Annotated in this window: 20 protein-coding genes and 1 tRNA gene; 9 read left to right on the top strand and 12 right to left on the bottom strand. The window is 65.6% G+C overall.

Annotated features, from left to right (window positions below; genetic code table 11):
- The first annotated feature begins 5 nt into the window (after window positions 1-5).
- Both trpD and trpC read left to right on the top strand, forming a co-directional pair.
- Entirely contained in the window at window positions 6-1,037 is a 1,032-nt protein-coding gene (trpD, locus tag KYT87_RS01645; RefSeq protein ID WP_046805611.1) for an anthranilate phosphoribosyltransferase, read from the top strand.
- Window positions 1,034-1,822, top strand: coding sequence for an indole-3-glycerol phosphate synthase TrpC (gene trpC, locus KYT87_RS01640; RefSeq protein WP_046805610.1), 789 nt, complete (start codon window positions 1,034-1,036; stop codon window positions 1,820-1,822). The genes trpD and trpC overlap by 4 nt, the downstream gene beginning before the upstream one ends.
- A 5-nt stretch (window positions 1,823-1,827) precedes the next feature.
- Here trpC and KYT87_RS01635 read toward each other — a convergent pair whose 3' ends face one another.
- A complete protein-coding gene (locus KYT87_RS01635; RefSeq protein ID WP_219991594.1) occupies window positions 1,828-3,714 on the bottom strand; it encodes a sigma-54-dependent Fis family transcriptional regulator in 1,887 nt (628 codons plus the stop codon).
- A gap of 229 nt (window positions 3,715-3,943) precedes the next feature.
- On the opposite strand from KYT87_RS01635, the gene adh reads away from it, so the two are divergent.
- Window positions 3,944-5,473, top strand: a complete 1,530-nt coding sequence (gene adh / locus KYT87_RS01630) for an aldehyde dehydrogenase (RefSeq protein WP_046805608.1) — start codon at window positions 3,944-3,946, stop codon at window positions 5,471-5,473.
- Between the two features lie 117 nt (window positions 5,474-5,590).
- The gene (locus KYT87_RS01625) at window positions 5,591-5,968 is read left to right on the top strand and encodes a DUF779 domain-containing protein (RefSeq protein ID WP_046805607.1); all 378 of its coding nucleotides are present in this window, start codon (window positions 5,591-5,593) and stop codon (window positions 5,966-5,968) included.
- On the opposite strand, the gene KYT87_RS01620 is transcribed toward KYT87_RS01625, so the two are convergent.
- The gene (locus KYT87_RS01620; RefSeq protein WP_219991593.1) at window positions 5,955-6,623 is read right to left on the bottom strand and encodes a 2-hydroxychromene-2-carboxylate isomerase; all 669 of its coding nucleotides are present in this window, start codon (window positions 6,621-6,623) and stop codon (window positions 5,955-5,957) included. The genes KYT87_RS01625 and KYT87_RS01620 overlap by 14 nt on opposite strands.
- 127 nt (window positions 6,624-6,750) lie before the next feature.
- On the opposite strand from KYT87_RS01620, the gene KYT87_RS01615 reads away from it, so the two are divergent.
- Together KYT87_RS01615 and KYT87_RS01610 are read left to right on the top strand one after the other, a co-directional pair.
- Entirely contained in the window at window positions 6,751-7,692 is a 942-nt protein-coding gene (locus KYT87_RS01615; RefSeq protein ID WP_219991592.1) for a LysR substrate-binding domain-containing protein, read from the top strand.
- Window positions 7,693-7,913: 221 nt separating this feature from the next.
- A complete protein-coding gene (locus KYT87_RS01610) occupies window positions 7,914-10,064 on the top strand; it encodes an LTA synthase family protein (RefSeq protein WP_255593802.1) in 2,151 nt (716 codons plus the stop codon).
- Between the two features lie 106 nt (window positions 10,065-10,170).
- On the opposite strand, the gene selD is transcribed toward KYT87_RS01610, so the two are convergent.
- Window positions 10,171-11,232, bottom strand: a complete 1,062-nt coding sequence (selD, locus tag KYT87_RS01605) for a selenide, water dikinase SelD (RefSeq protein ID WP_046805603.1) — start codon at window positions 11,230-11,232, stop codon at window positions 10,171-10,173.
- 158 nt (window positions 11,233-11,390) lie between these two features.
- Between selD and KYT87_RS01600 the strand changes: the two genes are divergently transcribed.
- Entirely contained in the window at window positions 11,391-11,939 is a 549-nt protein-coding gene (locus KYT87_RS01600; RefSeq protein ID WP_104144879.1) for a TlpA disulfide reductase family protein, read from the top strand.
- A gap of 53 nt (window positions 11,940-11,992) precedes the next feature.
- On the opposite strand, the gene KYT87_RS01595 is transcribed toward KYT87_RS01600, so the two are convergent.
- The 7 genes from KYT87_RS01595 to fdnG form a co-directional block, all read right to left on the bottom strand.
- Window positions 11,993-12,088, bottom strand: a tRNA-Sec gene (locus tag KYT87_RS01595).
- Window positions 12,089-12,101: 13 nt separating this feature from the next.
- Window positions 12,102-14,048, bottom strand: coding sequence for a selenocysteine-specific translation elongation factor (selB, locus tag KYT87_RS01590; protein ID WP_219991591.1), 1,947 nt, complete (start codon window positions 14,046-14,048; stop codon window positions 12,102-12,104).
- On the bottom strand, window positions 14,045-15,394 hold the full coding sequence (selA, locus tag KYT87_RS01585) for an L-seryl-tRNA(Sec) selenium transferase (protein WP_255594140.1): 1,350 nt from the start codon (window positions 15,392-15,394) through the stop codon (window positions 14,045-14,047). Before selA ends, selB begins: the two co-directional genes overlap by 4 nt.
- Before the next feature lie 178 nt (window positions 15,395-15,572).
- Window positions 15,573-16,505, bottom strand: coding sequence for a formate dehydrogenase accessory protein FdhE (fdhE, locus tag KYT87_RS01580; RefSeq protein WP_104144836.1), 933 nt, complete (start codon window positions 16,503-16,505; stop codon window positions 15,573-15,575).
- Between the two features lie 78 nt (window positions 16,506-16,583).
- Window positions 16,584-17,216 carry a formate dehydrogenase subunit gamma gene (locus KYT87_RS01575; RefSeq protein WP_046805600.1) on the bottom strand — a complete coding sequence of 211 codons (633 nt, stop codon included), beginning with the start codon at window positions 17,214-17,216 and terminating at the stop codon, window positions 16,584-16,586.
- Window positions 17,209-18,108, bottom strand: a complete 900-nt coding sequence (gene fdxH, locus KYT87_RS01570) for a formate dehydrogenase subunit beta (RefSeq protein WP_046805599.1) — start codon at window positions 18,106-18,108, stop codon at window positions 17,209-17,211. Before fdxH ends, KYT87_RS01575 begins: the two co-directional genes overlap by 8 nt.
- Before the next feature lie 10 nt (window positions 18,109-18,118).
- Window positions 18,119-21,187, bottom strand: coding sequence for a formate dehydrogenase-N subunit alpha (gene fdnG, locus KYT87_RS01565; RefSeq protein WP_162941140.1), 3,069 nt, complete (start codon window positions 21,185-21,187; stop codon window positions 18,119-18,121).
- 228 nt (window positions 21,188-21,415) lie between these two features.
- Between fdnG and KYT87_RS01560 the strand changes: the two genes are divergently transcribed.
- Window positions 21,416-22,918, top strand: coding sequence for a DUF1254 domain-containing protein (locus tag KYT87_RS01560; RefSeq protein ID WP_219991590.1), 1,503 nt, complete (start codon window positions 21,416-21,418; stop codon window positions 22,916-22,918).
- A gap of 79 nt (window positions 22,919-22,997) precedes the next feature.
- Entirely contained in the window at window positions 22,998-23,498 is a 501-nt protein-coding gene (locus tag KYT87_RS01555) for an acyl-CoA thioesterase (RefSeq protein WP_046805595.1), read from the top strand.
- Between the two features lie 21 nt (window positions 23,499-23,519).
- Here the strand turns inward: KYT87_RS01555 and KYT87_RS01550 are convergent, their stop codons facing one another.
- Together KYT87_RS01550 and KYT87_RS01545 are read right to left on the bottom strand one after the other, a co-directional pair.
- Complete coding sequence (locus KYT87_RS01550) at window positions 23,520-24,752, bottom strand: T6SS immunity protein Tli4 family protein (RefSeq protein WP_219991589.1); 1,233 nt, start codon at window positions 24,750-24,752, stop codon at window positions 23,520-23,522.
- Window positions 24,740-26,521: a triacylglycerol lipase gene (locus KYT87_RS01545; protein WP_219991588.1), complete on the bottom strand. Its 1,782-nt coding sequence runs from the start codon at window positions 26,519-26,521 to the stop codon at window positions 24,740-24,742. Before KYT87_RS01545 ends, KYT87_RS01550 begins: the two co-directional genes overlap by 13 nt.
- Window positions 26,522-26,539 lie beyond the last annotated feature (18 nt).

Genomic DNA, 26,539 nt, shown 5'->3' with positions numbered 1-26,539 from the left:
GCATCGTGACCATTTCCCCCACCGAAGCCCTGACGCGCTGCATCGAACACCGCGAAATTTTCCACGACGAAATGCTGCATCTGATGCGCATGCTGATGCGCGGCGAGATGTCGCCGCAGATCGCCAGCGCGCTCTTGATGGGCCTGCGCGTCAAGAAGGAAACCATCGGCGAAATCACCGCCGCCGCGCAGGTCATGCGTGAATTCGCCACGCCCGTGGTCACGCCCAATCCGCAAGACCTGCTGGATATGTGCGGCACGGGCGGGGACGGCAGCCACACGTTCAACATCTCGACCACCGCCATGTTCGTGGCGGCGGCGGCTGGCGTGCCGATCGCCAAGCACGGCAATCGCAGCGCGTCTTCGTCCAGCGGCAGCGCCGACGTGCTGGAAGCGCTGGGCGCCAACCTGGTCCTGTCGCCCGAGGAAGTGGCCGAATGCATCCAGGCCACCGGCATCGGCTTCATGTTCGCGCCCGCGCATCACGGCGCCATGAAGAACGTGGCCGCCGTGCGCAAGGAATTGGCCGTGCGCACCATCTTCAATATTCTTGGCCCCCTGACCAACCCGGCCGGCGCCGCCAACCAGTTGATGGGGGTGTTCCACCCGGACTTGGTGGGCATTCAGGTGCGCGTGCTGGAACGCCTGGGTTCGCGCCACGTGCTGGTGGTGCACGGCAAGGACGGGATGGACGAAGCGTCGTTGGGCGGGGCCACGCTGGTGGGCGAGCTGAAAGATGGTCAAATACGGGAATATGAAATCCATCCCGAAGACTACGGGCTATCCATGATGTCCAACCGGTCCATCAAGGTGTCCAATCGCGAGCAGTCACGCGAACTTGTCATCGAGGCGCTGGAAAATGTCGAGGGCACGGCCCGCGACATCGTCGCCCTGAACGCAGGACTTGCCATCTACGCCGGCAATAAAGCCGATTCCATTCCCGAAGCCTTAGCGCTAGCATTTGAAATGATCGCCACCGGCGCGGCGCGAGCCAAGCTGGAAGAATTCTGCGCATATACCCGGAAATTCCAGAAATGAACGATATTCTTGCGAAGATCCTCGCCGTCAAGGTCGAGGAAGTCGCCGCCGCCCGCCAGATGCGCAGCGAAGCCGAAGTCCTGCGCGAAGCGCAGGCGCGCCAGGACGTGCGCGGCTTTGCCCAAGCCATCGAAGACAAGATCTCGCAAGGCAAGGCCGGCGTCATCGCTGAAATCAAGAAAGCCTCGCCCTCCAAGGGCGTGCTGCGCGACACCTTCGCCCCCGCCGACATCGCCTCATCCTATGCGGTGCATGGCGCGGCCTGCCTGTCGGTGCTGACCGATGTGCAGTTCTTCCAGGGTTCGCACGACCACCTGCGCCAGGCGCGCGCGGCGTGCTCGCTGCCCGTGCTGCGCAAAGACTTCGTGATCGATTCCTACCAGATCATCGCCGCGCGCGCGATGGGCGCCGACTGCGTGCTGCTGATCGTGGCCGCGCTGACGCCGACGCAATTGCGCGACTACGAAACGCTGGCGATGGAACTGGGCATGGACGTGCTGGTGGAAGTGCACGACGCCCGCGAACTGGACGTGGCGTTGACGATGAAGACGCCGCTTCTGGGCATCAACAACCGCAACCTGCGCACCTTCGAAACCAGCCTGAAGAACACGCTGGACCTGCTGCCCAACATTCCGGCGGGCAAGCGCGTCGTCACGGAAAGCGGCATTCTCAAGCCCGAAGACGTCAAGCTGATGCGCGACAACAAGGTCAATGCCTTTCTGGTGGGCGAGGCCTTCATGCGCGCCAAGGACCCCGGCGCGGAACTCGCGCGTCTGGTCGGCTAGGGCCGCTATCGCGGACGCGGCCCAACCAGATTGCCCGCGCGCCGATACACGGTGCTGCGGTGCACACCCAGCGCGCGCGCCGCTCGGCTGACGTTGCCGCCATGCGCGGCCAGCGCATCCCGAATGGCGGTATCGGTCATCGATTGCAGATCCGCCGCGCCGCTGTCCGCCGTGGGCGCGTCCTGCGTGGGGCAGGATGTGGCGGATGACTGCAACAGTTCGGCGGGCAGCATGTCGACATCGACCACGCCCGACGGACCGGCCAACACATGCAAGGTGCGCAGCACCGCTACCAACTGCCGGTAATTGCCCGGCCACGAATACCCGGCCAGCCGGGCCTCGATTGACGGTGGCAGCACCGGCCCCGGGCCTTGCGCCGCCCACAACGCGCGCAGCAATTCCAGGCGGTCGGCGCGGGCGCGCAGCGGTTCCAGCGTGACCGTATATTCGGCAATGCGGAAATACAGGTCCGGGCGCACCGGCGCATCGGACCCTTCGTGCGCCAGCGGGCGATGGGTGGCGCACACCAGCGCAAAGTCCACCGGCACCGGCCGCGCCGCGCCCAGCGGCGACACTTCGCGCGTTTGCAGCACCCGCAGCAAGCGTGATTGCAGCAGCAGCGGCATGTCGCCAATTTCATCCAGGAACAACACCCCGCCATGCGCCTGGCGCAGCAAGCCCTTGCTGCCTTGCCGGCGCGCCCCGGTGAAGGCGCCGTCTTCGTAGCCGAACAGTTCGGATTCAATCAGGCTTTCGGGCAGCGCCGCGCAATTGACCGCCACGAAAGGCCCCGATGCGCGCTTGCCTCGCGCGTGTACTTCGCGGGCGAACACTTCCTTGCCGACGCCGGTTTCGCCTTGCAGCAATAGGGAAACGCCCGCGTCCGACAAATGCACCGCACGCGCCAGCGCACCCAGCGTGGCGGCATCAAAGCTGGGCGCCGCCGGCCGGACGGCGGCGGCGGGCAGAGCCGGCGCCGTGGGCTGCGGCGGCCGCGAACGCGGCTGACGCAAGCGCGCGTGGTAGCCGGCGCCCGATCGCGCCAGCACCCGGCCGGACGCGTCGGGGCAGCGTTCCAGTTCGCCGTCGAACACGTCGGCGTAGCGATACACGCCCAGTGCGGTCGGAGCCAGACCCAATGCCTGCAACGCACGGCGGTTCGCGCCGATCAGCAGATCGCCCTGAAATGCCAGCAAGCCTTCGCCGGGCGCGCCCAGCCCGGTCGGGTCGTCGTGCAGACGCAGCACCGCGTAGTGTTCATAAGCCTGTTCAAACAGGCGGTGTTCGATGACGTCCACGGCCGCGCGCACCAGCGCCAGCACGTCGGGGCGGACATCGCGCGCCTGGCTGGACAAATCCAGCACGCCCAGCGTGCGCCCTTCGCTGTCGGTGATGGGCACCGCCGCGCAGGTCAGGATGCGATTGGGTTCGAAATAATGTTCCGCGCCATGCACGGCGATGGGTCGGCCTTCGACCAAAGCCGTTCCGATGGCGTTGGTGCCCGCCGCCGCTTCATCCCACGGCGCGCCCGGCATCAGCGCCACGCGCGATGCGCGGCTGGCAAAACCGCTATCGCCGTCGCTATCCAGCACCAGGCCCTGGGCGTCCGACAGAATCACAAGATTGCCGCTGCCGCCGGCCTGGCGGCGCAGGTAGGACATGGCGGGTTCAGACAAGCGGCGCAGCGCTTCGTTGCGCTGCTGGGCCTCGCGCAGTTCGCCTTGCGTCATGAGCTCGGCACGCCGCACACCGCGCATGTCAAAGCCCAGGTCGGCGCATCGGCGCCAGGACCGCAGGATGGGCTCGGCAACGATGCCGCCGGGCACGGCGCCCTGCTGGTTGAACAGCAGGCGCGCTTGCGTCAGCGCGTGCTGACGAGATTGACTGGCCATGCTTGTCTCCTTGGACAGGCGCTTCTGCGACACCTGTTCCGCGACAACGTCGCAAATAACGACATCTCGAAGGGGCAAAACTGTTGCACGCCCGACAGGGCGCGGCGAAGTCAACTTTCGCACGCGAGGGCGCGCGCTGTCCAGCGGGGAAGCCCGCACGTTGGCATGTTCCTTGCTTGATACCAGGCAGGCAGCTGACTGCCGCTATCCCACAAAATCGGAGACAAGCATGGACATCGCGACCCGCATCACCCCGGACACGTATGGCACCCGTCTGGACCTGAAAACGCAGTACGACAACTTCATCGACGGCAAGTGGCAAAAGCCGGCGGATGGCGAGTACTTCGACAACGTCACGCCCGTCACCGGCCAGGTGCTGACGCGCAACGCGCGTTCGAAGGAGCGCGACGTGGACCTGGCGCTGGACGCCGCCCACCGCGCCGCGCCGAAATGGGGAGCGACCCCGGCCGCTGAACGTGCCCGCATGCTGATGCAGATCGCCGACGTGATGCAAGCCAACCTGGAACGCCTGGCCACCGCCGAAACCTGGGACAACGGCAAGCCCATCCGCGAAGCGCGCGCCGCCGACATCCCGCTGGCCATCGACCACTTCCGCTACTTCGCCTCGTGCATCCGCAGCCAGGAAGGCGGCCTGTCGGAAATCGATAGCGACACCGTGGCCTACCACTTCAACGAGCCGCTGGGCGTGGTCGGACAGATCATTCCGTGGAACTTTCCCATCCTGATGGCGGCGTGGAAGCTGGCGCCCGCGCTGGCCGCGGGCAATTGCGTGGTGCTCAAGCCCGCCGAGCAGACCCCGCTGGGCATCCTGCTGCTGATGGAACTGATTGGCGACATCCTGCCCCCGGGCGTGCTGAACGTGGTGACGGGCTTTGGCCTGGAAGCCGGCAAGCCGCTGGCCTCCAGCAAGCGCATCGCCAAGATCGCCTTCACCGGCGAGACCACCACCGGCCGGCTGATCATGCAGTACGCGTCGCAGAACATCATCCCCGTCACGCTGGAGCTGGGCGGCAAGTCGCCCAACATTTTCTTTGCCGATGTGGCGGCGCAAGATGACGACTTTCTGGACAAGGCGGTCGAGGGCTTCGTGATGTTTGCGCTGAACCAGGGCGAGGTGTGCACGTGCCCCAGCCGCGCGTTGATCCAGGAATCGCTGTACGACAAGTTCATGGAACGTGCGCTTAAGCGCGTGGCCGAGATCAAGCAGGGCAACCCGCTTGACGGCGACACCATGCTGGGCGCGCAGGCGTCCACCGAGCAACTGGAAAAAATCCTGTCTTACCTGGATATCGGCAAGCAGGAAGGCGCCGACGTGCTGGCGGGCGGCTCGCGGGCGCAGATGCAAGGCGCGTTGGAAGGCGGCTACTACGTGCAGCCCACGGTGTTCAAGGGCCACAATAAGATGCGCGTGTTCCAGGAAGAAATCTTCGGGCCGGTCGTGGCGGTAACCACGTTCAAGGATGCCGACGACGCGCTGGCGCTGGCCAACGACACGCTGTACGGCCTGGGCGCGGGCGTGTGGTCACGCGATGCCAACACGTGCTACCGGATGGGGCGCGCGATCAAGGCGGGCCGCGTGTGGACGAACTGCTATCACGCCTATCCCGCGCATGCGGCGTTTGGCGGATACAAGCAGTCGGGCATCGGGCGTGAAAATCACAAGATGATGCTCAACCACTATCAGCAGACGAAGAACCTGCTGGTGAGCTATTCGCCCAAGAAGCTGGGTTTCTTCTGACGCGAAAAGCGTGAGCAACGCGCGCCGGGCCTTCGGGCCTGGCGCGCGGGAACTTCGGAGCGCAAGATCGCCGGGCCGCCGGGCCGCCGGACCACGGCCCCTACACAGGACACCGAAATGGAAGCACCCACCCCGCGCGTCGTCGCCACCGACCAAGCGCGCCAACTGATCGACACCTTGCGCGCCAAGCACGGCCCGCTGATGTTCCACCAATCGGGCGGCTGCTGCGATGGCAGCTCACCCATGTGCTATGCCCAGGGCGAATTCATGGTCGGGGGCTCGGACGTGCTGCTGGGCCAGCTGGAAGGCTGCCCGTTCTACATGGGCGAGGACCAGTTTGCGTACTGGGAGCACACCCAGCTCATCATCGACGCGGTGCCCGGGCGCGGCGGGGCATTCTCGCTGGATAGCGCGGAAGGCAAGCGCTTCCTGCTGCGATCGCGCCTGTACTCGGACGAGGAATGGGCGCGCGTGGCGCCCGTTACGAAGGGCTGACGGAATTGTCCTGGTCAGCCAAGGCAACGTCGCCGGCGCCTACCCGATCGCGCGCCCATTGCAGCGCGTCTTCCAGGCGATCATTGCCCCAGAACATTTCGCTGCCCGCAAAAAACGTGGGCGCGCCGAACAGGCCCAGGTCCCGCGCGCGGTCCACCTGACGGCGCAGCGCTTCCTTGGCGGCTTCGGACTTGCCGCGCGCGATCAGCGCATCGGCGTCCAGCCCCAGGTCTTGCAGCAGGCCATGCACCACGTCTTCGGACTGGATGTCCAGGTCGTCCTGGAAATTCGCGCGAAATACCGCCACGCAGAAATCGCGGCACCACGGTTCATCCTGGCCCAGCAGGGCGATGCGCGCCGGCAGCACGCTCATGCGCGGGAACAGTCGCGGGCGGTTGTAGGTAATGCCGTATTTGTCGGCCAGGCGGGCAATGTCCCGCATCATGTAGGCGCCCTTGCCCGGGAACAGGCGAAACGGAGAATCGTTCCAGCCCTGGGCCTGGAAAATCGGCCCCAGCAAAAAGGGGCGCAAGTCCACCACCACGCCCGCGCTTTCCGCCAGCGCCTGCACGCGCAAGATGGCCAGATAGCTGTAAGGGCTGGCGAAATCGAACCACATCTGCATGCGGGGCGAGTCGGGCAAAGACGCGTTCATCAGGCAACTCCGGCAGGGCTGGGCTGCGACCAAGGCCCGGCTGGCGCTTGTCGCAGGCTTCTATTGAACGCTGCGGGCGTACTATTGCTCAAGCAACATTTCCGCCCGATACGCATGAGTTTCACGAATGTCATATCCGCTGGCAAAACTCCCACCGCTTGATCTGGTACGGGGCTTCGTCGCTGTGGGCCGCCGCATGAGCATCACCCTTGCCGCGCAGGATCTGCATGTGACGCAGTCCGCCGTCAGCCGCCAGATCCGCGCCCTGGAAGCGCATTTGGGCGTACCGCTGTTGGTGCGCGGCTTTCGCAGCGTGTCGTTTACCTCTGAAGGCGCGCAGCTATTTCGCATGGCCGACGTGTGGCTGAGCCAGTTGGGCGACCTGACCGAACAGCTGCGCGCGCCCGAGCGCCGCACACCGGTCACCGTTACCACGACCATCGGCGTGGCTTCCCTGTGGTTGCTTCCGCGCCTGGGCGCCTTCCAGGCGGCGCACCCGCATATCGACGTGCGCGTGGCTGCGGACAACCGCCTGATCGATATCGACCGCGAAAGCGTCGACATCGCCATCCGCTACAGCCTGCGCGACAGCGTCCCGGATACCGCTGCCTGGATGTTCGGAGAGTCGGTGGTGCCCGTGGCGCACCCGTCGCTGAATGCCCGCGAGCTGGATGCGCGCGAGCTGCAACGCCATGTGCTGCTTGAATTCGACGACCCGACCCGGCCCTGGCTGCAATGGTCGGAATGGCTGAATGCGCGCGGCCTGAACCGGGCGCGCGCCAAGGGCATGCTGCGCTTTAATCAATACGACCAGATCGTGCTGGCGGCGCTGGCCGGCCATGGCATCGCGCTGGGCCGGCTGGCGCTGATTGCGCCGATGCTGGCCGACGGGCGCTTGCAACCGGTGGGCGGGCAGGCCGCCCTGGCCACCGAGCACGCTTATTGGCTGGTCCGCAACGCGCGGCGCAGCACCGCCGACGCCGATGTGGTCGCCGCGTGGCTGATGCAACAGGCGACGACCACGGCCCGCGACCTGTCCGGCGAATCCGCCCCCGGCTCTGCCCGCTGACCAGCGGCCATCCGACCCCGCCACGGTTCGTACACGCCACTCACAAAGCTATACAAACCTTTGTACATTTCGGGTCCTGCTCGAGTACAGTTCGCGCTGCATGGCGAACAGCGGCCATAACCCGAACCACGAAAGCCGCCTGTTCTATCCCAGCCACTCCGGTGCGCCTTGTGGGATCCCCGCGATCCCCGCAACCCGGAAATCGGGGCCGGAGTTCCATCATGCATTCATCCCCTGATGGCCCATCAAGCCCGGGCCAGGGACGCTTTGTTGCCGCAACCCCCGTTTTTCGCCTGGCCCCCCCACTGATGCAGATAAAGCGTTTACGCCTGACCGACACCGACACCTGGCAAGACTGGTTTCACAACGTGCAGCGCGCATTCCTCGTGATCCTGGCGCCCTGGCTGGTCAGCGTCCTGGCGCAGTTCATCGGACGCAGCTATCTACTGGTGAAGTACGCGCCGTCGGCCACCTATTCCGCGCTGCCACAAGACGTGGGCCGCACGCTGGGGATCGGCCTGCTGTTCGACATCAAGGTCACCAGCATCGCCTTTTCGGCGTTGCTGTTGATGGCGATGCTGGTGGCCGGCAGCCGCCCCCTGTATGCCCGCTGGCTGCGCCTGACGCCGGGCGTCGGGGCGGCCATGGCCGCGTTGATTGCCGGTTCCACCGTGGTCAGCGTCTGTTACTTCGCCACGTTTTCCCGATCGATCGATATCTTCGTGTTCGGCATGATCGACGACGATACCCGCGCCATCCTGATGACGCTGTGGCACGGATACCCGGTGGTGCAAGCGGGCGTGCTGCTGTCGGCGGTGCTGGTCTGCACGTGGTGGCTGGGGACACGCTGGCGCCGCCGCGTGCTCAGCCTGCCGTTGCGGCGGCGGGCGCTGCTTCCCACCGCGCTGCAACTGTTGTTCATCGTTGCCGTTACCGTGTTGGCCTGCCGGGGGTCGCTGGGCCGGTTTCCGCTGAACAAGGACGACACCAGTATCTCGACCATGCGCTTGTTGAACGCCATTGCGCCCAACGGCATCTCTGCTTTCTCGTGGGCGCTGCGCGAGCATGGCAACGACAAGCGTTTCCTGCCCGCCACCGCCGCCGAAGGCGAAGCGCTGTACGCACGGTTTCTCGGGCACCCGGTAAAACCCGACCTGACGCCCTTTAACGCGGTGACCGGCGCCAACCCGGCAGCGCTGGCGCGGCCGCCGCATGTTGTGCTGCAAGTCATGGAAAGCATGGGTCACCACCTTAATGCCTATGACCAACCGGGCCGCGATCTGCTCGGTGCGCTGCGCCCGCATTGGGAACAGGACTGGCGCTTTGACCGCTTCCTGTCGGAAGGCAACGGCACGATCGATTCCCTGGCCCGCCTGCTGGTACGCAGCCCGGTGCCGGCCATCGGCCAATCGTCGGCCGCCGACGACACCTTCGCCAGCAATGCCTTCGCACCGTATCTGGCACGCGGCTACCGTGTGTTGTTCGTGACGTCCGGCGCGGCCACCTGGCGCAACCTGGGCACCTTCGCCACGCACCTGGGCGCCCACGAATTCATCGACCAGCAGACCTTGCGCGCCAAGTATCCCGAAGCCCAGGCAGGCACGTGGGGCGTACCGGACGAATACATGTTCCGCTACATCGAAAGCCGCCTGGCCGATGCCGATCGGGATGGCCAGCCGCTGTTCATCGTTGCGTTGTCCACCACGCACCATCCCCCGTTCATCGCGCCCGACGGCGCGCAGCGCAGCGGCCTGGACTTGGCCGATGTGACGCGCCAGCCGTACTTCAAAAGCTGGAGCTCGGTGCAAGACGCGTTCTACACGCTGCGCTACGCCAACGATCAGCTGGGCCAGTTCCTGACGCGCGTGAAGGCCTCGGCCAGCGGCGCCCGCACCATCATCGCGGTCACGGGTGACCACAATATGCAGGGCCTGAATTACCAGGACGCGCGCGAAGCCGCGCTGGCCCGCGCCGTGCCCTTCTACCTGTACGTGCCGCAAGCGTACCGGGGCCAATCGGTGTTCGACCCGGCCCGCGTGGGCGGCCACAAAGACATATTGCCCACGTTGTATCAGCTGAGTCTGCCCGCCACGCCTTACTACCGCACGGGCTGCGATCTGCTGGCGGCGCAGCCGGACCCGGTCTGGTGCTTCGGTATCAACGACCCGCATCTGACGATCACGCAAGATGGTGCGTACCGGCGCGACCGCCCAGGCAAGATCCTGCCCTGGGCCAACGCGCAGGGCCTGGCGCTAGGCGCCGAACAACCAACCACGCCGACGCAGCGCGCCCAGCAAGAGCGGTTGGCCGCCTATCCCAAGCTGATGCTCTGGCAGATCAATTACCAGGTGCAATCGCAAGCCCGGCCGTAAGGTTGCACTGCCGCGCCCGAAAGCCGGGGCGGCGCGGCATGCCGCAGCGCCAGGCTGCCACGATCAGCCCAGCGGCGGCTCGGAACCGCCCCTGACCGATGCACGGTCAGCCAACCTGCACTTGCCCGTCGCCCGCGATCATCTCGCCCACGACGGTTGCCTGGTCAAAGCCCTGCTCACGGAATAGCGCCAGCACCGCGTCGGCCACTTCCGGCGCGCAGGACACCAGCAGGCCGCCCGAGGTTTGCGGATCGGTCAGCAAGGCGCGCTGCGCGTCGGTGACGCCCGCGGACAGCTGCACGGCGTTGCCGTACGAGGCCCAATTGCGGCCCGATGCGCCCGTGATGACGCCCTGGGAAGCAAACGCTTCCACGCCGGGCAGCCAGGGCAACGCATCCAGGTCAAGGCGCGCGGTCAGTTTTGCGCCGCGCGCCATTTCCAGCGCGTGGCCCAGCAAGCCAAAGCCCGTGACGTCGGTCACCGCGTGCACGCCGTCCAGCGCGGCCAACGCGGCGCCGGGCCGGTTCAAGCGGGTTGTCGTGTCGATCATGACGCGGTAGCCGGCTTCGTCCAGCTGGTTCTTTTTCAGCGCGGCCGACAAGATGCCCACGCCCAACGCCTTGCCCAGGATCAGCACGTCGCCCGCACGCGCATCGGCGTTGCGCTTGACGCGGCTGGGATGCACCAGGCCCATCACCGCCAGGCCATAGATGGGTTCGACCGAATCAATGCTGTGCCCGCCCGCCACCGGAATGCCCGCTTCGGCGCAGACCGATTCGCCCCCGCGCAGAATGTCCGCGATGACGCTGTGCGGCAGCACATTGATCGGCATGCCCACGATGGCCAGCGCCATGATGGGCGTGCCGCCCATCGCATAGACGTCCGACAGCGCGTTGGTCGCGGCGATGCGGCCGAAGTCGTGCGGGTCGTCAACGATGGGCATGAAGAAATCGGTGGTGGCGATGAGCGCCTGCTCGTCATTAAGCCGATACACTGCCGCGTCATCGGCGGTCTCGGTGCCCACCATCAGGTTGGGGTAGCTGGCGGCGGGGCCGAAACGCTTGAGCAGTTCGGACAGAACGCCCGGCGCGATCTTGCAGCCGCAGCCGCCTCCGTGCGAAAGCGAAGTCAAACGCGGCACTGCCGCGGACGCTACATCGTGGGTCATTTCAGTCTCCGGATCTCAATCGAAAAAGGATAGCATCGCGCCCGCCCTTCGCCCTATGATGTTTCGGCGACGCGCGCGGTGGCGGTATGCCGGGCAGGACCCGCGCGACGCCCGCCATCCAAGCCCGTTTCCCTTTGACCTTTGCGAAGGACGCCGTCTTGATCAGCCGCCGCCGCCTGCTTCAAACCGGCCTGTCCCTGGCCGCCCTGCCGTATCTGCCCAAGCTGGCGCGCGCCGCCGATGACGCCGCGCTCAAGGCCGCCACCGGCCCCGATTGGGCGCCATGGACCTTGCCCACCCCCGCCCTGGTACTGCCCGACCTTTCCGGGCGCGAGCAAAAGCTGTCGGCCTGGCGCGGCAACGTGGTCATCGTCAGCTTCTGGGCCACCTGGTGCGAGCCGTGCCGCGACGCCATCCCGTTGATGTCCACCATGGCCAAGCGGCATCGTGAAGAAGGCCTGCGGCTGGTGGCCGTCAATGTGGGCGAAGCGCTGGGCAAGGTTTCGACCTTTCTGGCCAAGTCGCCGGTGGCCGGCACGGTAATGCACGACCGCAACAGCGCGGCGTCAAAGAAATGGGATGCCATCGCCTTGCCGGCCAATTACCTGGTGGACCGAGGCGGGTCGATCCGATATTGGCATCTGGGCGAGCTGGACTGGAAGTCGGAACAGGTGACGGCCGTGGTGACGCGCATGTTGCGGCGGTAGGCGCGCAGGGGTGTGCGTGGATGAAGCCGTGGCGGGGGGGGTGGCGGGAGGTGTGGCGGAAGGCAGCAGGAGTCGAACCTACCTGGGAACGTCTGACGCCCCCAACTGGGTTTGAAGCCCAGCCGTGCCGCCGGGCACGGATGCCTTCCGCAGCGAAGGTGCCTATGATACCGGCTGCGGCGCGTCTTGCGTCGAAGCAAAAGCGCTGTCGCCGCGCAGCACATGGGTGTCTCGCACACGCCGCGTGTAGCCCACGCGATCAAAGAATTCCAGGATCTGGATGGCGCGCTTGCGTCCCAGCCCCGTGGCGTCGCGGAACACCGCCGCGTTCAGGCCGCGCGCCTGGCTTGCCAGGTCCGCCGCCATGCTGGCCAGCACACGCACCTGATCGCGGTGATAGAACAAGTCCTTGACCACTTGCGCGACTTCGCCGCGACGCAGCAGCTTGCGCAGCAGCAGCCGCACGCGCTCTTCGGGTTCGGCCAGCGCGCGCGCCACGTCGCGCACCCATGGCGGGTCAAACGCGCCGGCATTCAATAGCGGCAGCACGCGCGCCGCCAGCGCATTTTCGTCGTCGGCGAGCGTGGACGTGTGCGACGGCAGGTGCAGCCAGGGGCCGTTGCGCGAAAGGCGCCCATCGCGTTGCAGCGCGTCGAGTACGGCGGTCCACAACGCATCGGGGCCCACCGGCATCGCCATGCGACGCAGGCGTGCACTGTCCGGGCCGGGCTCGTCCGGCGCGCCGTGGTGAAAGGATGCCAGCGCCTGTTCGACGCGGGCAAGCATCGCCTGCCAGTGCGCGGCCAGGATCAACGTGCGGGGCGCCTGCGCGTTGCGCGTTTCGACCCACAGCGCGCCATGAGGGGCGGCGATGTCGCGCACCGGCATGCCCGTCAGGCGTTGCAACGCGGCTTCGTCCAGGCCCAGCGGCGCGTGCGCCAGCACCGGTGGCAAACCGCCGCCATCCAGCATGTCGGACAAAGCCTGCAACGCCTGCATGCGAGCGGCGGCGCGGCGCTTGCGGTCGGGTGCGTTGGGGTCCAGCACGCGTCCGCCACCGACCGTGCGCGTGGCCTGCGCGTTGCGCACGATGTAGCGGTCGCCCGGCATGGCGCACACGGGCTCATCGAACACCAGTTGCACCCAGCCGGACTGCCCGGGCGCCAAGGTCTCGGCGCTGATCGGCACCACGTGCGCCACGTGCCGCGCCGCGCCGATGTGCACGTGCAACGGCGCCCATGCACGCAAGGGCGCGTCGGCGGACGGCAACAAGGTCAGGGCCACATCCAGATGGCGCGACGGCAAAAAACAGCGGGCGTCCGCGATCCAGTCGCCGCGCGCGATGGCATGCTTGTCGATGCCCGCCAGATTCAGCGCGCAACGCTGGCCCGCCGCGCCGGTTTCACTGGGCCGGTTCTGCGCATGAATGCCGCGTACCCTCACGCGTGTGCCGGCGGGCATCAGGCGCAGGTCGGCCGCCTCGTCGCCGGCGCGCACCACGCCCGAATGCGCCGTACCGGTGACCACGGTGCCGTGGCCAGCCAACGTAAACACGCGGTCCACGGCCAGCCGGAACAAGCCGGCCGCGTCACGCCGTTGCAGGTCTTGCGCCTGACGGTGCAGATAGTCTTTCAGCTGCGCCGTGCCAACGTCGTCGGTCTGCGTGGCGCTTACGGCATGGACCGTGGCGCCGTCCAGAAACGTGCCCGCGGCCAGCGCGGCGATATCGGCGCGCACTTCGGCCAGGCGTTGGGCGTCGGCGCGGTCGGCCTTGGTCAGTGCCACCGCGCCGCGCGCGACGCCCAGCAGCGTCAGGATGGCCAGGTGCTCGCGGGTCTGGGGCATGACGCCGTCGTCGGCGGCCACCACCAACAGGCCGAAGTCGATGCCGCTGGCGCCGGCGGCCATGGTGTGCACCAGCTTTTCGTGACCGGGCACGTCGATGAAACCCAGCACGTCGCCGTTGTCCAGCGGCGTGTAGGCGTAGCCCAATTCAATGGAAATGCCGCGCGCCTTTTCTTCCTTGAGCCGGTCGGTATCTACGCCCGTCAGCGCGCGCACCAACGTGGTCTTGCCATGGTCGATGTGTCCGGCGGTGCCGATGATCATGCCAGCGGCTCCGCCAGTTGCGCGGTGAAGGCGGCTTCGTCACGGGCTTCAAGGCAGCGCAGGTCCAGCCACAGCGCGTCGTCGGCAATACGGCCGATGACGGGCGTGGGCAGGCCGCGCAGCCGGGTTTCCAGCGTGTCCAGATGGCGGCCGGGGCGCCCGCTGCCGTTGTAGCGCAGCGCAAGGCCGAAGCTGGGCAACTGGTCCACCGGCAACGCGCCGCTGCCGATCTGGCTGAACATGGGAACGGCCTGCACGGCGTAGTTCGCACCGACCGCATGCGCCAAAACGCCGCGCAGCCGGTCGGCCAGCGGCTGGATATCGCGTTGCGGCCGGGTCAACAGGCGTAGCGTGGTGAGCCGCTGCGCCAGGAATTCGGGCGCGCGATACAGGTGCAGCACGGGTTCCAGCGCCGCCAGCGTCAGCTTGCCGACGCGTAGCGCGCGCTTGAGCGGGTTTTTCTTGATCTTGCGGATCAGGTCGGCGCGGCCGACCAACAGGCCGGCTTGCGGGCCGCCCAGCAGCTTGTCGCCGCTGAAGGTGACCAGGTCGGCGCCTGCCGCGATGGTGTCGCGCACCGTGTCTTCGCGCGGCAGGCCGAACTGCGTCAGGTCCACCAGCGTGCCGCTGCCCAGGTCTACCGTGGCCGGCAAGCCCTTGGCATGCGCCAGCGCCGCCACCTCGGCCACGCCGACGCTCTTGGTGAAGCCGGTGACCGCGTAATTGCTGCAATGCACCTTCATCAGCATCGCGGTGCGCGGCCCGATGGCGCCGTCGTAGTCGGCGGCATGCGTGCGGTTGGTGGTACCCACTTCAACGAGCTTGGCGCCGGCGCGTTTCATGATGTCGGGGATGCGGAACGCGCCGCCGATTTCAACCAGTTCACCGCGCGACACCACGACCTCGCGCCGGTCCGCCAGGGCGTTCAGCATGAGCAGCACGGCGGCGGCGTTGTTGTTGACGACGGTGGCGGCTTCGGCGCCCGTCAGTTCGCACAGCAGGTCGTCGATGAGATCGTCGCGATCCCCGCGGCCACCGGTATCCAGATCGAATTCCAGATTGGCCGGCGTGGTCAGCGCGCGCAGCACCGAGGCCACCGCTTCGTCGGGCAGCAGCGCCCGGCCCAGGTTGGTGTGCAGCACGGTGCCGGTCAGGTTATAGACCGCGCGCAGGCGGGGTTGCGCGGCCTTGTCCAGCGCCGCCGTCACGCGGGCTGCAACCATTGCCGCATCCAGATCATGGCGCATCAAGCCGCCGGCCAGCGCGCGTTGACGCAAGACATCCAGGTCGCGGCGCAATGCAGCCACAACCTGGGTACGGCCGTGCGTGTCCAACGCCACACGCATCGCATCCGCATTCAACAGGCGGTCCAGCGGCGGAATGTCGGACGCAGCAGCGGCAGTGTCGGCGGCGGCGGTTTCAGCGGCGACAGTCCCGACGCCGGCAGCCCCGGCGGCGGCGGTTTCAGCAGCGGCAGTCTCAGCGGCGACGGCGCTGTCTTCTGACGGAAGCTCGGCCATGCGGCTAGTCCTCGTTGCCATGCCACAGCAGCGGGTTGCCGCTGGCGCGCGAATAACCCGCCTCGCCCACCAGCACGTCCAGCATCAGGCTGGCCAGGTCATCGGCCACGGGTTCCACGTGCAGGTCCTTGTCCTGGTAGAAGATCTTGCGATAGGTGTGGCAGTGGTCGCAGGTTTCGGCCTTGATGGCGGGCGCGCGGCCGTCGATGGCCTGGTACGCCACCGATTCGACGTCTTCGCAATGCGTGCACTTGACGCGCACCATGTGCCATTGCGTGGCGCACAGGCTGCAACACAAGTAGCGGTAGCCTTCGAACTGGCCGCCCACGCGCACTACGCTGGCCACCGGCAAGCTGGCGCAAACGGGGCACACGCCGAACGGGCTGACCACGGGCAATTGCTTGGCGTCGAAGCGGCTGGCCAGATCGGTCCAATAGACTTGCAAGGCTGCCATGACGAAGGGCGCGGCCGCGCCGTCCACGCCCTGGTCCTGTTCGGCCAACACGGCTTCGGCGAGGTCTTCGAGGGATTCGGGGTCTTGGTCGATTGCGCGGCGCAACGCAGTACAGACTTCGACGGCTTCGGCAGGCACCCCCGCGGTACGCGATACGTCATCGACCAGGCGCGCCAGGATGCCGCGCCACATCGGGTCGCGCGGCCAGCCCACCGCCTGTAGCGGCGGCATGCCATGCGCCTGCGCCAGCGACAGCCGGTCTTCGGATACGCCGGGCGCGGCGCAGTCCTGCAGGGCGCGATGCTGGGCGTCGACCAGATGCGCCATCAGCAGCAGGTAATCGGCCACCGGGCTATCCGACGCCAGTTGCCGCAGGCGCGCCGCGCGCGTTGAAAAAATCGAGCCGCGTTCAGGCAAGCTGACGCGGGGGATGACATTGTGGTCTAGCGCTTCGATTTCACCGCGCGGAAGAATTCGCTGCAATTGCGTCTCCAAAAAAACAAACACGGCTGCCAGCCTTCGAAGAAGGATAGCAGCCGTGCGATCAGGATAAAACCGGCGCTACTTCCGGATCTGTTCGCGGAACCAGGCGCGATGGTGCTTCCACGCCCAGCCCGCCGTGACATAACCGCGCAGCATGGCCGTCAACGAGCCCTTGACCCAGATCGCGGCGTAGATGTGCACGATGATCGAGCAGATCAGCACCAGCGCACTGACGGCGTGCACCACGGACGCGACCCGCACCACCCAGATCGGGAAATAGAACGCGAAATATTCGCGCCAGATCACGATACCGCTGGCGAACAGGCCCAGCATGCACAACACCAGCACGTAGAACAGCAGCTTCTGGCCGGCGTTGTACTTGCCGACTTCGGGCAGCTTTTCCTCGCGGTTCTCGACCACGTCGTTCAGCTGCTTGAGCCACTGGCGATCAGCGCGCGTCATCAGGTTGTGCCGCCACATGTGGCCGGCGAACACGACGAAGCAGACGAACATCACCACCCCGATGATGGGGTGCAGAATGCGCGTCCACGGGCCGCCGCCGAACAGGTTGGTCAGCCAGTACATCGACGGGTGAAACAGCGCCAGCCCGGACAGCGCCAACAGAATGAACGTGAAGGCGATGATCCAGTGGTTGGTGCGCTCACCCGGCGAATAGCGCTTGATGCGACGGTGACGGTGGTCTTCAGTCATGGCGGATCTCCTCTTCGGCGCGGCGCTCGTCTTCCTCCGACACCTCGTTACGGCCCACGCGGGCGTAGTGGAAGAATCCCGCCAGGGCGGTCAGGGCCATCGCGGCCACACCCAGCGGTTTGGCCAAGCCCTTCCACAGCGACACCATGGGACTGATCTTCGGGTCCTGGGGCAGGCCGTGATACAGCCCGGGCTGGTCGGCGTGATGCAGCACGTACATGACGTGGGTGCCGCCCACGCCTTGCGGGTCGTACAGCCCGGCCTGGTCGAAACCGCGGGACTTCAGGTCCACGATCCGTTCCTCGGCATGCTGCTTCATGTCTTCCTTGGTGCCGAAGACGATGGCGCCGGTGGGGCAGGCCTTGACGCAGGCCGGTTCCTGGCCGACGGCCACGCGGTCGGAACACAAGGTGCACTTGTACGCCTTGTGGTCTTTCTTGGAGATGCGCGGCACGTTGAACGGACAGCCGGTGATGCAGTAGCCGCAGCCAATACAGTTTTCTTCGTGGAAGTCCACGATGCCGTTGGTGTATTGGATGATGGCGCCCGGCGAGGGGCAGGCCTTCAGGCAGCCCGGGTCCTCGCAGTGCATGCAGCCGTCCTTGCGGATCAGCCATTCCAGGTCGCCGGCGGGGTTCTCGTATTCCGAGAAGCGCATGACGGTCCAGGAATGCTCGGTCAGGTCGGCCGGGTTGTCATAGACGCCCACGTTGGTGCCGATCTCGTCGCGCAGATCGTTCCATTCCATACAGGCGCTTTGGCAAGCCTTGCACCCGATGCACTTGGAGACGTCGATCAGCTTGGCGACCGAGCCCGTGATGGGTTCACGGATACCGGGCGGCGGCGTGGTGGTGGCCGAGCGCCGCTTGATGTCTAGGGATTGCATGGACATGTCGGTTCTCCTAGGCCTTCTCGACCTTGACCAGGAACGACTTGAATTCCGGTGTCTGGGAATTGCCGTCGCCCACGAATGGCGTCAGGGTATTGGTCAAAAAGCCGGGTTTGGCCAGGCCCACGAAACCCCAGTGGATCGGAATGCCCACGTGGTGCACCGTCTTGCCTTCGATGGTCAACGCACGCAGGCGCTTGGTGACCAGCGCCACCGCCTTGATGTAGCCGCGGTTGGACGACACCTTGACCCGCGACCCGTTGGCAATACCCAGTTCCTTGGCCAAGGCATCGCCGATCTCGACGAATTGCTCCGGCTGGAGAATCGCGTTGATGCGGACGTTCTTGGTCCAGTAGTGGAAGTGCTCGGTCAGGCGGTAGGTGGTGGCCACGTACGGGAACTTGTCGACCGTGCCCATCGCGGCCAGGTCGTCCTTGAAGACGCGCGCGGCCGGGTTGCTGGTCACGCCCTTGGCCTTCGGGTACAGCGGGTTGTATCCCAGCGGCGTTTCGAAGGGTTCGTAGTGTTCCGGGAACGGCCCTTCGGCCATGCCCGCCCGCGCGAAGAAGCGCGCCACGCCTTCCGGGTTCATGATGAACGGCCCCATGCCGCCGTCGGGGTTTTCGTCGCCCTTGAAGTCGGGGATGTCGGCGCCGGCCCAGATCTTGCCGTTCCAGCCGATCAGCTTGCGGCGCGGATCAAAGGGCTTGCCCGCCACGTCGCAAGATGCGCGGTTGTACAGGATGCGGCGGTTGGCCGGCCACGCCCAGGCCCAGTTCAGGGTCTGGCCGATGCCGGTGGGGTCGCTGTTGTCGCGCCGCGCCATCAGGTTGCCGCCGGGCCCCCAGGCGCCAGCGAAGATCCAGCAGCCGCTGGCGGTGGAGCCGTCGTCGCGCAGTTCCGCAAAGCCCGCCACTTGCTCGCCGCCCTTGCGGGTGACCTTGGTGGGGTCCTTGGGGTCGACCAGGTCCACCAGGGCTCGCCCGGAGTATTCCTTGGCCAGTTCCTCGGCGGTGGGGTTCTGCGGGTTGGAGTACGGCCAGGACAGGTTGACGATGGGGTCGGGATACGTGCCGCCTTCGTCCTGGTACATCTTGCGCAGGCGCGTGAAGATCAGCGACATGATTTCGATGTCACTCTTGGCTTCGCCCGGCGGCTCGGCGCCCTTCCAGTGCCATTGCAGCCAGCGCCCGGAGTTCACCAGCGCGCCGTCTTCCTCGGCGAAACAGGTGGTGGGCAGGCGGAAGACTTCGGTCTGGATCTTGGACGGATCCACATCGTTGGCCTCGCCCGCGTTGCGCCAGAATTCGGAGGTCTCGGTGACCAGCGGGTCCATGATGACCAGGAATTTCAGCTTGGCGAAACCGTCATTCAACTTGGCCTTGTTGGGCGCCGCCGCCAGCGGGTTGAAACCCTGCGCGATGTAGCCGTTCATCTTGCCCTGGACCATCAGCTCGTAGACCTGGAGCATGTCGTAAAGCTTGTCCAGCTTGGGCAGGTAGTCGAACGCCCAGTTGTTTTCCGCCGTGGCGGCGTTGCCCCACCAGGCCTTCATCAGGCTGACGTGGAACTTGTTGTAGTTCTGCCAGTAGCTGAGCTGGTTGGGACGCAGCGGCTTTTGCGTACGGGTCTCGATGTACTTGGCGTAATCCTGCTCGGGTTCGTTGGGCAGCGTCATGTAGCCCGGCAGCAGGTTCGACATCAGGCCAAGATCGGTCAGGCCTTGAATGTTCGAGTGTCCGCGCAGCGCGTTCATGCCGCCACCGGCGATGCCGATGTTGCCCAGCAACAGCTGCACCATCGCGCCGGTGCGGATGATCTGCGAACCGATGGAATGCTGCGTCCAGCCCAGCGCGTACAGGATCGTGCCCGCGCGGGTGGGGCTGGCGGTGGACGCCAGCATTTCGCACACCTTCAGGAACTTGTCTTTGGGCGTGCCGCACACGCGCTCGACCATGTCTTCGGTGTAGCGCGAATAGTGCTTCTTCATCAGTTGGTAGACGGTGCGCGGATGCGCCAGCGTCGGGTCCGTCTTGACGAAACCGTCGTCGCCGCGCTCGTAGTCCCAGCTGGCCTTGTCGTAGGAACGCTTGTCGGCGTTGTAGCCGGAATACAAGCCTTCCTCGAACGTGAAGTCCTCACGAACGATGAAAGAAAAGTCGGTGTAATTGCGCACGTACTCGTGCTGGATCTTGTCGTGATCCAACAGGTACTTGATGACGCCACCCAGGAAGATGATGTCGGTGCCGGTGCGTATGGGCGCGTAGAAATCCGCCACGGACGCCGAACGCGTAAAGCGCGGATCCACAACGATCAGCTTCGCCTTGTTATGGGCTTTTGCTTCCGTGACCCATTTGAACCCGCACGGGTGGGCCTCGGCGGCATTGCCACCCATGATCAGCACTACGTCCGCGTTCTTGATGTCGACCCAATGGTTCGTCATCGCTCCACGGCCAAACGTCGGGGCAAGACCTGCCACCGTCGGGCCGTGTCAGACACGTGCTTGGTTATCGAACGCCAACATCCCCATGCTGCGCACGGTCTTGTGCGTAACGTAGCCCACCTCGTTGCTGCTTGCAGAGGCGGCCAGCATGCCGGTGGTCAGCCACCGGTTGACTGTCTTGCCGTCCGCGGTCTTCTCGACGAAGTTCGCGTCGCGGTCGGCTTTCATGAGTTTGGTGATGCGGGTCAGCGCGTCGTCCCACGACATCCGCACCCATTTGTCCGACCCGGGCGCCCGGTATTCCGGGTACTTCAGGCGGTTGGGGCTGTGGATGAAGTCGATCAGCGCCGCGCCCTTCGGACAGAGCGTGCCGCGGTTGACGGGGTGATCAGGGTCGCCTTCGATGTGCATGATGCTGGCGCGCGCGTTCTTGGCGCCGTCGCCCAGACCGTACATCAGCAAGCCACAGGCGACCGAACAGTAGGGACAGGTGTTGCGCGTTTCAGTCATGCGCGCAAGTTTGTACTGGCGCACTTCAGCCATGGCCGTGCCGGGGGCTACCCCGAGCAATGCCAGGCTAGAGCCTGCCAGGGTGGCACCTGTCACCTTGAAGAACTGGCGGCGATTCATGTTGACCATGAAGCACTCCTCTCCTGGTGAATGACGAAAGCCGGTGGCTTGTCCAACGGGGAAAAGCCCTACAACTTCCAAGGATATTTCAATAAGTATATTCGCAAGACCAAGTCGCGCGCCACGGCAAAAGCCCGGCTAACGCCGATTTGGCGGCGAAATGGGAGTTGTTCGCAGATTTTGGAGTGTCTGGCGGCTGCTACATTCCTCGTTCACGCTTGACCGTTGGAATGCCCGATGCGCCGTTTTGTTCCCTTGGCTTTGTGCCTGGCCTGCCTGGCCGGGACGCCCGCCTCCACCGCACTGGCCGCGCCCGCAGCCGCGCGGCTCACACCGGCCGCCGCCGCAACCGAAGTCGCCCAGCAAGCGGCCATGGAAGGCTACCTGTACTTCTATCCGCTGGTGACGATGGACTTGAACCGGCGGCAGTTCACGCATCCGTCGCGAGGCGCCCAGGGTGCGGCCGCCAACACGTTCCTGCATGGTCGCGGCCTGCCCCCGGCCGGCGAGGCGGCCCCGTGGGCCAACCCCGACATGCTGCGCAGCACCGGCTGGATCGACCTGACGGCCGGCCCCGTCGTGCTGTCGGCGCCCGACACCCAGGGCCGGCGGTATTCGTTGACGCTGGTGGACATGTGGACAGACGCCTTCGCCATGCTGGGCAAGCGCACCACCGGCACGGGCAAGTCCAACACCGTGATCGTGCCGCCCGGCTGGACGGGCACGCTGCCCTCCGGCATGGCCCGCATTGACGCACCGACCCCGCACGTCCTGGCCAAGCTGCTGATCCAGGCAGACCGGCCCGCCGATTTCGCCGCCGTGAATGCCTTGCAGGACGGCTACGCGCTGACGCCGCTGTCACAGTGGAACTTGCCGGCGCAGTCGCAGCGGGTGAAGTCGGACCCCAATCTGGACCTGAAGATAGCCGTGCGCGAGCAGGTGGAATCCATGCCGACCGACGCGTTCTTCACCTACGCCGCCGAGCTGCTGCGCAAGAATCCGCCGCACGCAACCGACCAGCCGATGCTGGCCAAGCTGCGCCAGGCAGGCCTGATTGCGGGCCGTCCGTTTGATTTCGACAAGCTTGACCATCCCGCCAAACAAGGCATGCGACGCGGACTGCGCGCGGCGCGTGAGCGCATGCAGGCCGCCGCGGGCGCCTCGCTGCGCAACCTGAACGGCTGGCAACAGGAAACAGCCAGCGTGGGCGTGTATGGCAACGCGTACCTGCGCCGCGCGCTGGCCGCGCAAGCACAGCCTGGCGCCAGCCTGCCCGAGGATCTGGCCGTGCTGCTGCTGGCTGCCGACAACCAGGGTGCTCCGATCAACGGCGCGCATCGTTACTTCTTGCACTTTGAAGGCGGGCAGCTGCCGCCCGCTGGCGCGCTGTGGTCATTGGCCGCTTACGACAGCCAGGGCATGCCCGTTGCCAACATGCTTGGCCGCCATACCCTGGGCGACCGTCAGCCGTTGCGCTACAACGCCGATGGCTCACTGGACCTGCATTTCAGCCAGACGCCGCCCGCCCCCGAGGAGCAGGCCAACTGGCTGCCGCTGCCCGCATCGGGCGCCGTGACGATGTTGTTGCGTATGTACGAACCGCAGCCGGTTTTGTTGGACGGCCTGTGGATGCCGCCCGCCTTGGTGCGCGATGATCCGCAGCCGCCGGCGCAAGTGGATTCGGATGTGGATGTGGAGCCCGCCGCCAGCGCCGCCCAGCCTTCCGAGAAGAAACCCTAGCACGTGGCCGGATGACGGCTCGGTGACAGGCGCCTGCCGCTACCATAGGCGTTTTATTTTTCAATGATGAGCGCCCGCCATGGACGACGCCTTTAGCCACCAACTGTCGATGACCATCCTGATGACGCCTGACATGGCGAATTTTTCAGGGAACGTACACGGCGGAACCATCTTGAAGTACCTGGACCAGGTGGCCTACGCCTGTGCCAGCCGCTACGCCGGCCAATACGTGGTCACGTTGTCGGTGGACCAGGTCGTGTTCCGCGAACCCATCCACGTGGGCGAATTGGTCACTTTCCTGGCGGCGGTGAATTACACCGGACGCACGTCGATGGAAATCGGCATCAAGGTCGTCACCGAAGACATCCGCAAGAAGCTCGTGCGCCATACCAACAGCTGTTATTTCACGATGGTGGCGGTGGACGACAACGGCGCACCCACCGCTGTGCCGCCGCTGGCCCCGCGCAACCTGGAAGAAAAGCAACGCTTCGAAGCCGCGCGTCTGCGCCGCGAACTGCGCCAGGAAATGGAACGCCGCCACGACGAAATCAAACGGGAAACGACGCACGACGCGCCGTAACGGCTGGCGGACCGGCGGGGGCTATTTCTCTGTGCCGGGTTCGCTGGCGATAAAGTCGTCCAGGGCTTTTCGGGCCGCTTCCGCCTGGGCGGGGGTAGGTCCACGCGTAGCGCTTTGCGGTTCGACGCGGGGCGGCGCAACGGCCCCGTAACGCGGGCGTAGTGAACGCATAGCGTGATCCCAGATTGCCAGCGTCTGATCCTTGCTCAATGTGGAGTCAACAGGTGGACGGGGCCTTTTTCTTTGCCACAACGGAGGATCGCCCCGAGGGACAAAGTTGGGCAAAAGCCAATTAAGCAACTTGTCCGGTGTGATCTCCGGGTTGGCGTGCAGTCGGGGCACGCCGCCCGCGGTCAGGCGGAAATTAACCGATGGACTCGCCAACGAACGGCTATCCCGGTAGTTTTCAGCCACAAACAAGAACCCGCGATGGTCTTTCGTTTCATACCGCATCAGGTATTCCTCCGCGGGATTCCCAGCCAGCGTGGTATGCCCCTTGCGCACCACATCGGGGTCCCAGACGCGAAAGGCTTTGAAGTCGCGGACCATGCGTTCGATGAGGCGAGGCGACTCATTGCGCGCGGAGTCACTGAAGTAGATTTCCAGTTTGACGTTCGAGCCTCGCGCCATGAAGCTCACGATGCCCATCTCGTGGTCGTGCGTACCCCGGATGATGACGGGGCCCAGCGAAAGGCCCGGGCCGGCCGCTTCGGCTTGCTTGACGCCGACAACTTGCGCAGCGAGCTCAAGCAGGCGCGACTCGACCTGTGCATTGCTGCCCTCGTACGAGTTTGCTGCCAGCTTGACGTGCGTGCCGTTCACCAGCAGATGCAGTTCATAGGTTTGCGACCCCGTGCTGCCCAGGCTCCGGTGAAATTGGAACAGCCACTTCCCCCGCGCCAATTCCTCCGCACCGAGAAGCACGGATTTGCCGGTTTCAGAACTGTTGACGGCGCCGATGCGGCGGGCGCGTTCTGATAGAGCCTCGTCAAGCTGAGCCAACGTGATGTCTTGCCCCAGAATATCGATTTCAACGCTCGTATGATCGGCCCCTCCTCCGTAGTAGAGCTTCGCGAACGCCCTGGAAGGCGGCCCCCAGTCGGCGGGAAGTTCGATCAGTTGCCTGCCTACCGCCCACGTTCGCATGGGGCCGGTAATCTCGTTCACGGCGGATTCCTCTTTTGAATGAAATAGGGCCATCACGCCCGCGGCGAGCCCGGCCGACAGACAAAGCAGCGGGATCAAGCGACGCATGACGGACGCTTGGCTTGAGCAGCGATCTTGATGAGGCTATACAGCGTGAAGTGGCGGGTCTGCATCACTTTGAATGCGCCCTCATGGTCAAAGCCCGTGGCGCTGACTTGCACCCGCACTTGGCCTTCGCGCGCCTGCGCGGCCGGCGCCTGGCCTGAACTGACCGGAACCGTGCCATCACCGATGCCGTCCTGCATTTCGCAGTGCAGTTCCCAATGGCTGACTTCCATGGATACGGCTAGCCGGCCTGCTCTGACCGGCACGTGTTCCACGACGCGACTGCCGCCAACGTACAAGGGGCTGGATCCTTGATCTCGCACCTGCGCCATCTGCATGGTGGACACAACGAAGGCATCCGGGGGCACGCCCAAAGGCCGATTCAGATCGCCCCGTCCGGCTCGCATTTGCCAGGTAATGGTTTCGAAACTCGGCTGTTTGGCGTCAGCCCCGTAATACACGTAGGTGTTGGGGTGATAGGCGGCGTCTATCCTTTCGTGAAACAGCTTCGCCAGTTCGATATTTTCCGCGTAGTCCTTCCACTCGGCGGGAGCCCCATCCTTCGGCTTTAACCAATCTTCGCGCAGCAACGCCCACCAGCGATCACGGCGCAAATAGATTTCCTGGTACGGGTCTGCCTCAGGACGCGCGGGCATGGCGGGCGCGTAGTCGGGGTCTCGCAGGCGTAACCATCCCGGCGAATAGTTCTTGGTGGGCAGCAATTGCAGTGCACCCGGCGACTGGGCGAATACCGCTGTGACGTCCTGGCCGGTCACGCCGATCACGGCGGCGGCCATCGTGCTTTCTTGCTGCATGCCCACTTTGCAGCGCCGGTATGCCACCGGGGCGCCATGGGTCGGCATCACGCCGTGCACCACGCCTGCAATGGCTTCGCTCATGCCGGGTAACTGCGCGCAACGCCGTGCCACCAGCCCGCCCATCGAGTGTGTCACCAGGATGACCTGCTGGCACTCGGACCCGTACTGACGCCTGATTTCTTCGATACGCTCGGCCAGCTTGTTTGCCGCCACGTTGTTGTCCGCCAGCCAGTTGTAGCCAAACGCGTGCACCGGCATCCGGTATGCGGCGCGGGCGGACAGGTCGTCCGTCTTCAGATGCGGCAGCTGGCGCAGCAGGTGTTCGCCCAGGCCTGCCAGCGGCACCTCCAGCCCGGGCTTCAGGCGCGGCTGCAACGAGGGGTCGTCGGGCACGTCCAGGTGCATGGACTTCAGTTGGAATTCCGGCCACTCGTGCGGCCGATAGGAGTTGTTCAGCGAGTCTTCGAGCCAGATCAGGAACGGGTGATAGCTGCTTTCGCCGACTTCGCCCCAGCCCCGTTCGCGATAGCGATCGATAAGCGCCTGTTTGCTTTGCGTGGCCGAATCGACGGAAGGCACGATCACCGAACCCACGCGACGCTCGGGCACGGCGCCGGCGTCATCGACGGTCACGCGGTCGGGGTGCAACACGGCCTGACGGGTCCCCGCGGGAACGCCGTTCCAACGCCGGAACAAATCAACAGGTTTGCCAGCCAAGCCTGCATCCAGCCGCCAGACGGGTTCGGCTTCTTGCCCGTCATCGGGCACGGACTTCAGATTCGAGCCCATGATGCCCGGAACGAATACGACCGGCAGGATAGCGTCCGGCGGGATCCGCAGGATGACCGGATCGCACTGCTCGGCGGGCGTCAGGGTCCACTGAAACACGGGCTGGCCCCGGGCGTTGTAGGACATCGGGGCGAAACGCTGCGCGGGCGCTGCGGTGTCGGGCACGGCGGGCTCCTGAGTGGG

Origin of the sequence: Achromobacter sp. ES-001 (assembly GCF_019448355.1) — a bacterium.
Taxonomy (GTDB): Bacteria; Pseudomonadota; Gammaproteobacteria; order Burkholderiales; family Burkholderiaceae_B; genus Achromobacter; species Achromobacter spanius_B.
This window is presented reverse-complemented; position numbering and strand designations above follow the sequence as displayed.

Excerpts from the sequence above, each read along its gene's own strand:
- trpC (WP_046805610.1), top strand. The coding sequence starts at position 1,034 with ATGAACGATATTCTTGCGAAGATCCTCGCCGTCAAGGTCGAGGAAGTC.
- KYT87_RS01635 (WP_219991594.1), bottom strand. The coding sequence starts at position 3,714 with ATGGCCAGTCAATCTCGTCAGCACGCGCTGACGCAAGCGCGCCTGCTG.
- adh (WP_046805608.1), top strand. The coding sequence starts at position 3,944 with ATGGACATCGCGACCCGCATCACCCCGGACACGTATGGCACCCGTCTG.
- KYT87_RS01625 (WP_046805607.1), top strand. The coding sequence starts at position 5,591 with ATGGAAGCACCCACCCCGCGCGTCGTCGCCACCGACCAAGCGCGCCAA.
- KYT87_RS01620 (WP_219991593.1), bottom strand. The coding sequence starts at position 6,623 with ATGAACGCGTCTTTGCCCGACTCGCCCCGCATGCAGATGTGGTTCGAT.
- KYT87_RS01615 (WP_219991592.1), top strand. The coding sequence starts at position 6,751 with ATGTCATATCCGCTGGCAAAACTCCCACCGCTTGATCTGGTACGGGGC.
- KYT87_RS01610 (WP_255593802.1), top strand. The coding sequence starts at position 7,914 with ATGCATTCATCCCCTGATGGCCCATCAAGCCCGGGCCAGGGACGCTTT.
- selD (WP_046805603.1), bottom strand. The coding sequence starts at position 11,232 with ATGACCCACGATGTAGCGTCCGCGGCAGTGCCGCGTTTGACTTCGCTT.
- selB (WP_219991591.1), bottom strand. The coding sequence starts at position 14,048 with ATGATCATCGGCACCGCCGGACACATCGACCATGGCAAGACCACGTTG.
- selA (WP_255594140.1), bottom strand. The coding sequence starts at position 15,394 with ATGCGTGTGGCGTTGGACACGCACGGCCGTACCCAGGTTGTGGCTGCA.
- KYT87_RS01575 (WP_046805600.1), bottom strand. The coding sequence starts at position 17,216 with ATGACTGAAGACCACCGTCACCGTCGCATCAAGCGCTATTCGCCGGGT.
- fdxH (WP_046805599.1), bottom strand. The coding sequence starts at position 18,108 with ATGTCCATGCAATCCCTAGACATCAAGCGGCGCTCGGCCACCACCACG.
- KYT87_RS01560 (WP_219991590.1), top strand. The coding sequence starts at position 21,416 with ATGCGCCGTTTTGTTCCCTTGGCTTTGTGCCTGGCCTGCCTGGCCGGG.
- KYT87_RS01555 (WP_046805595.1), top strand. The coding sequence starts at position 22,998 with ATGGACGACGCCTTTAGCCACCAACTGTCGATGACCATCCTGATGACG.
- KYT87_RS01550 (WP_219991589.1), bottom strand. The coding sequence starts at position 24,752 with ATGCGTCGCTTGATCCCGCTGCTTTGTCTGTCGGCCGGGCTCGCCGCG.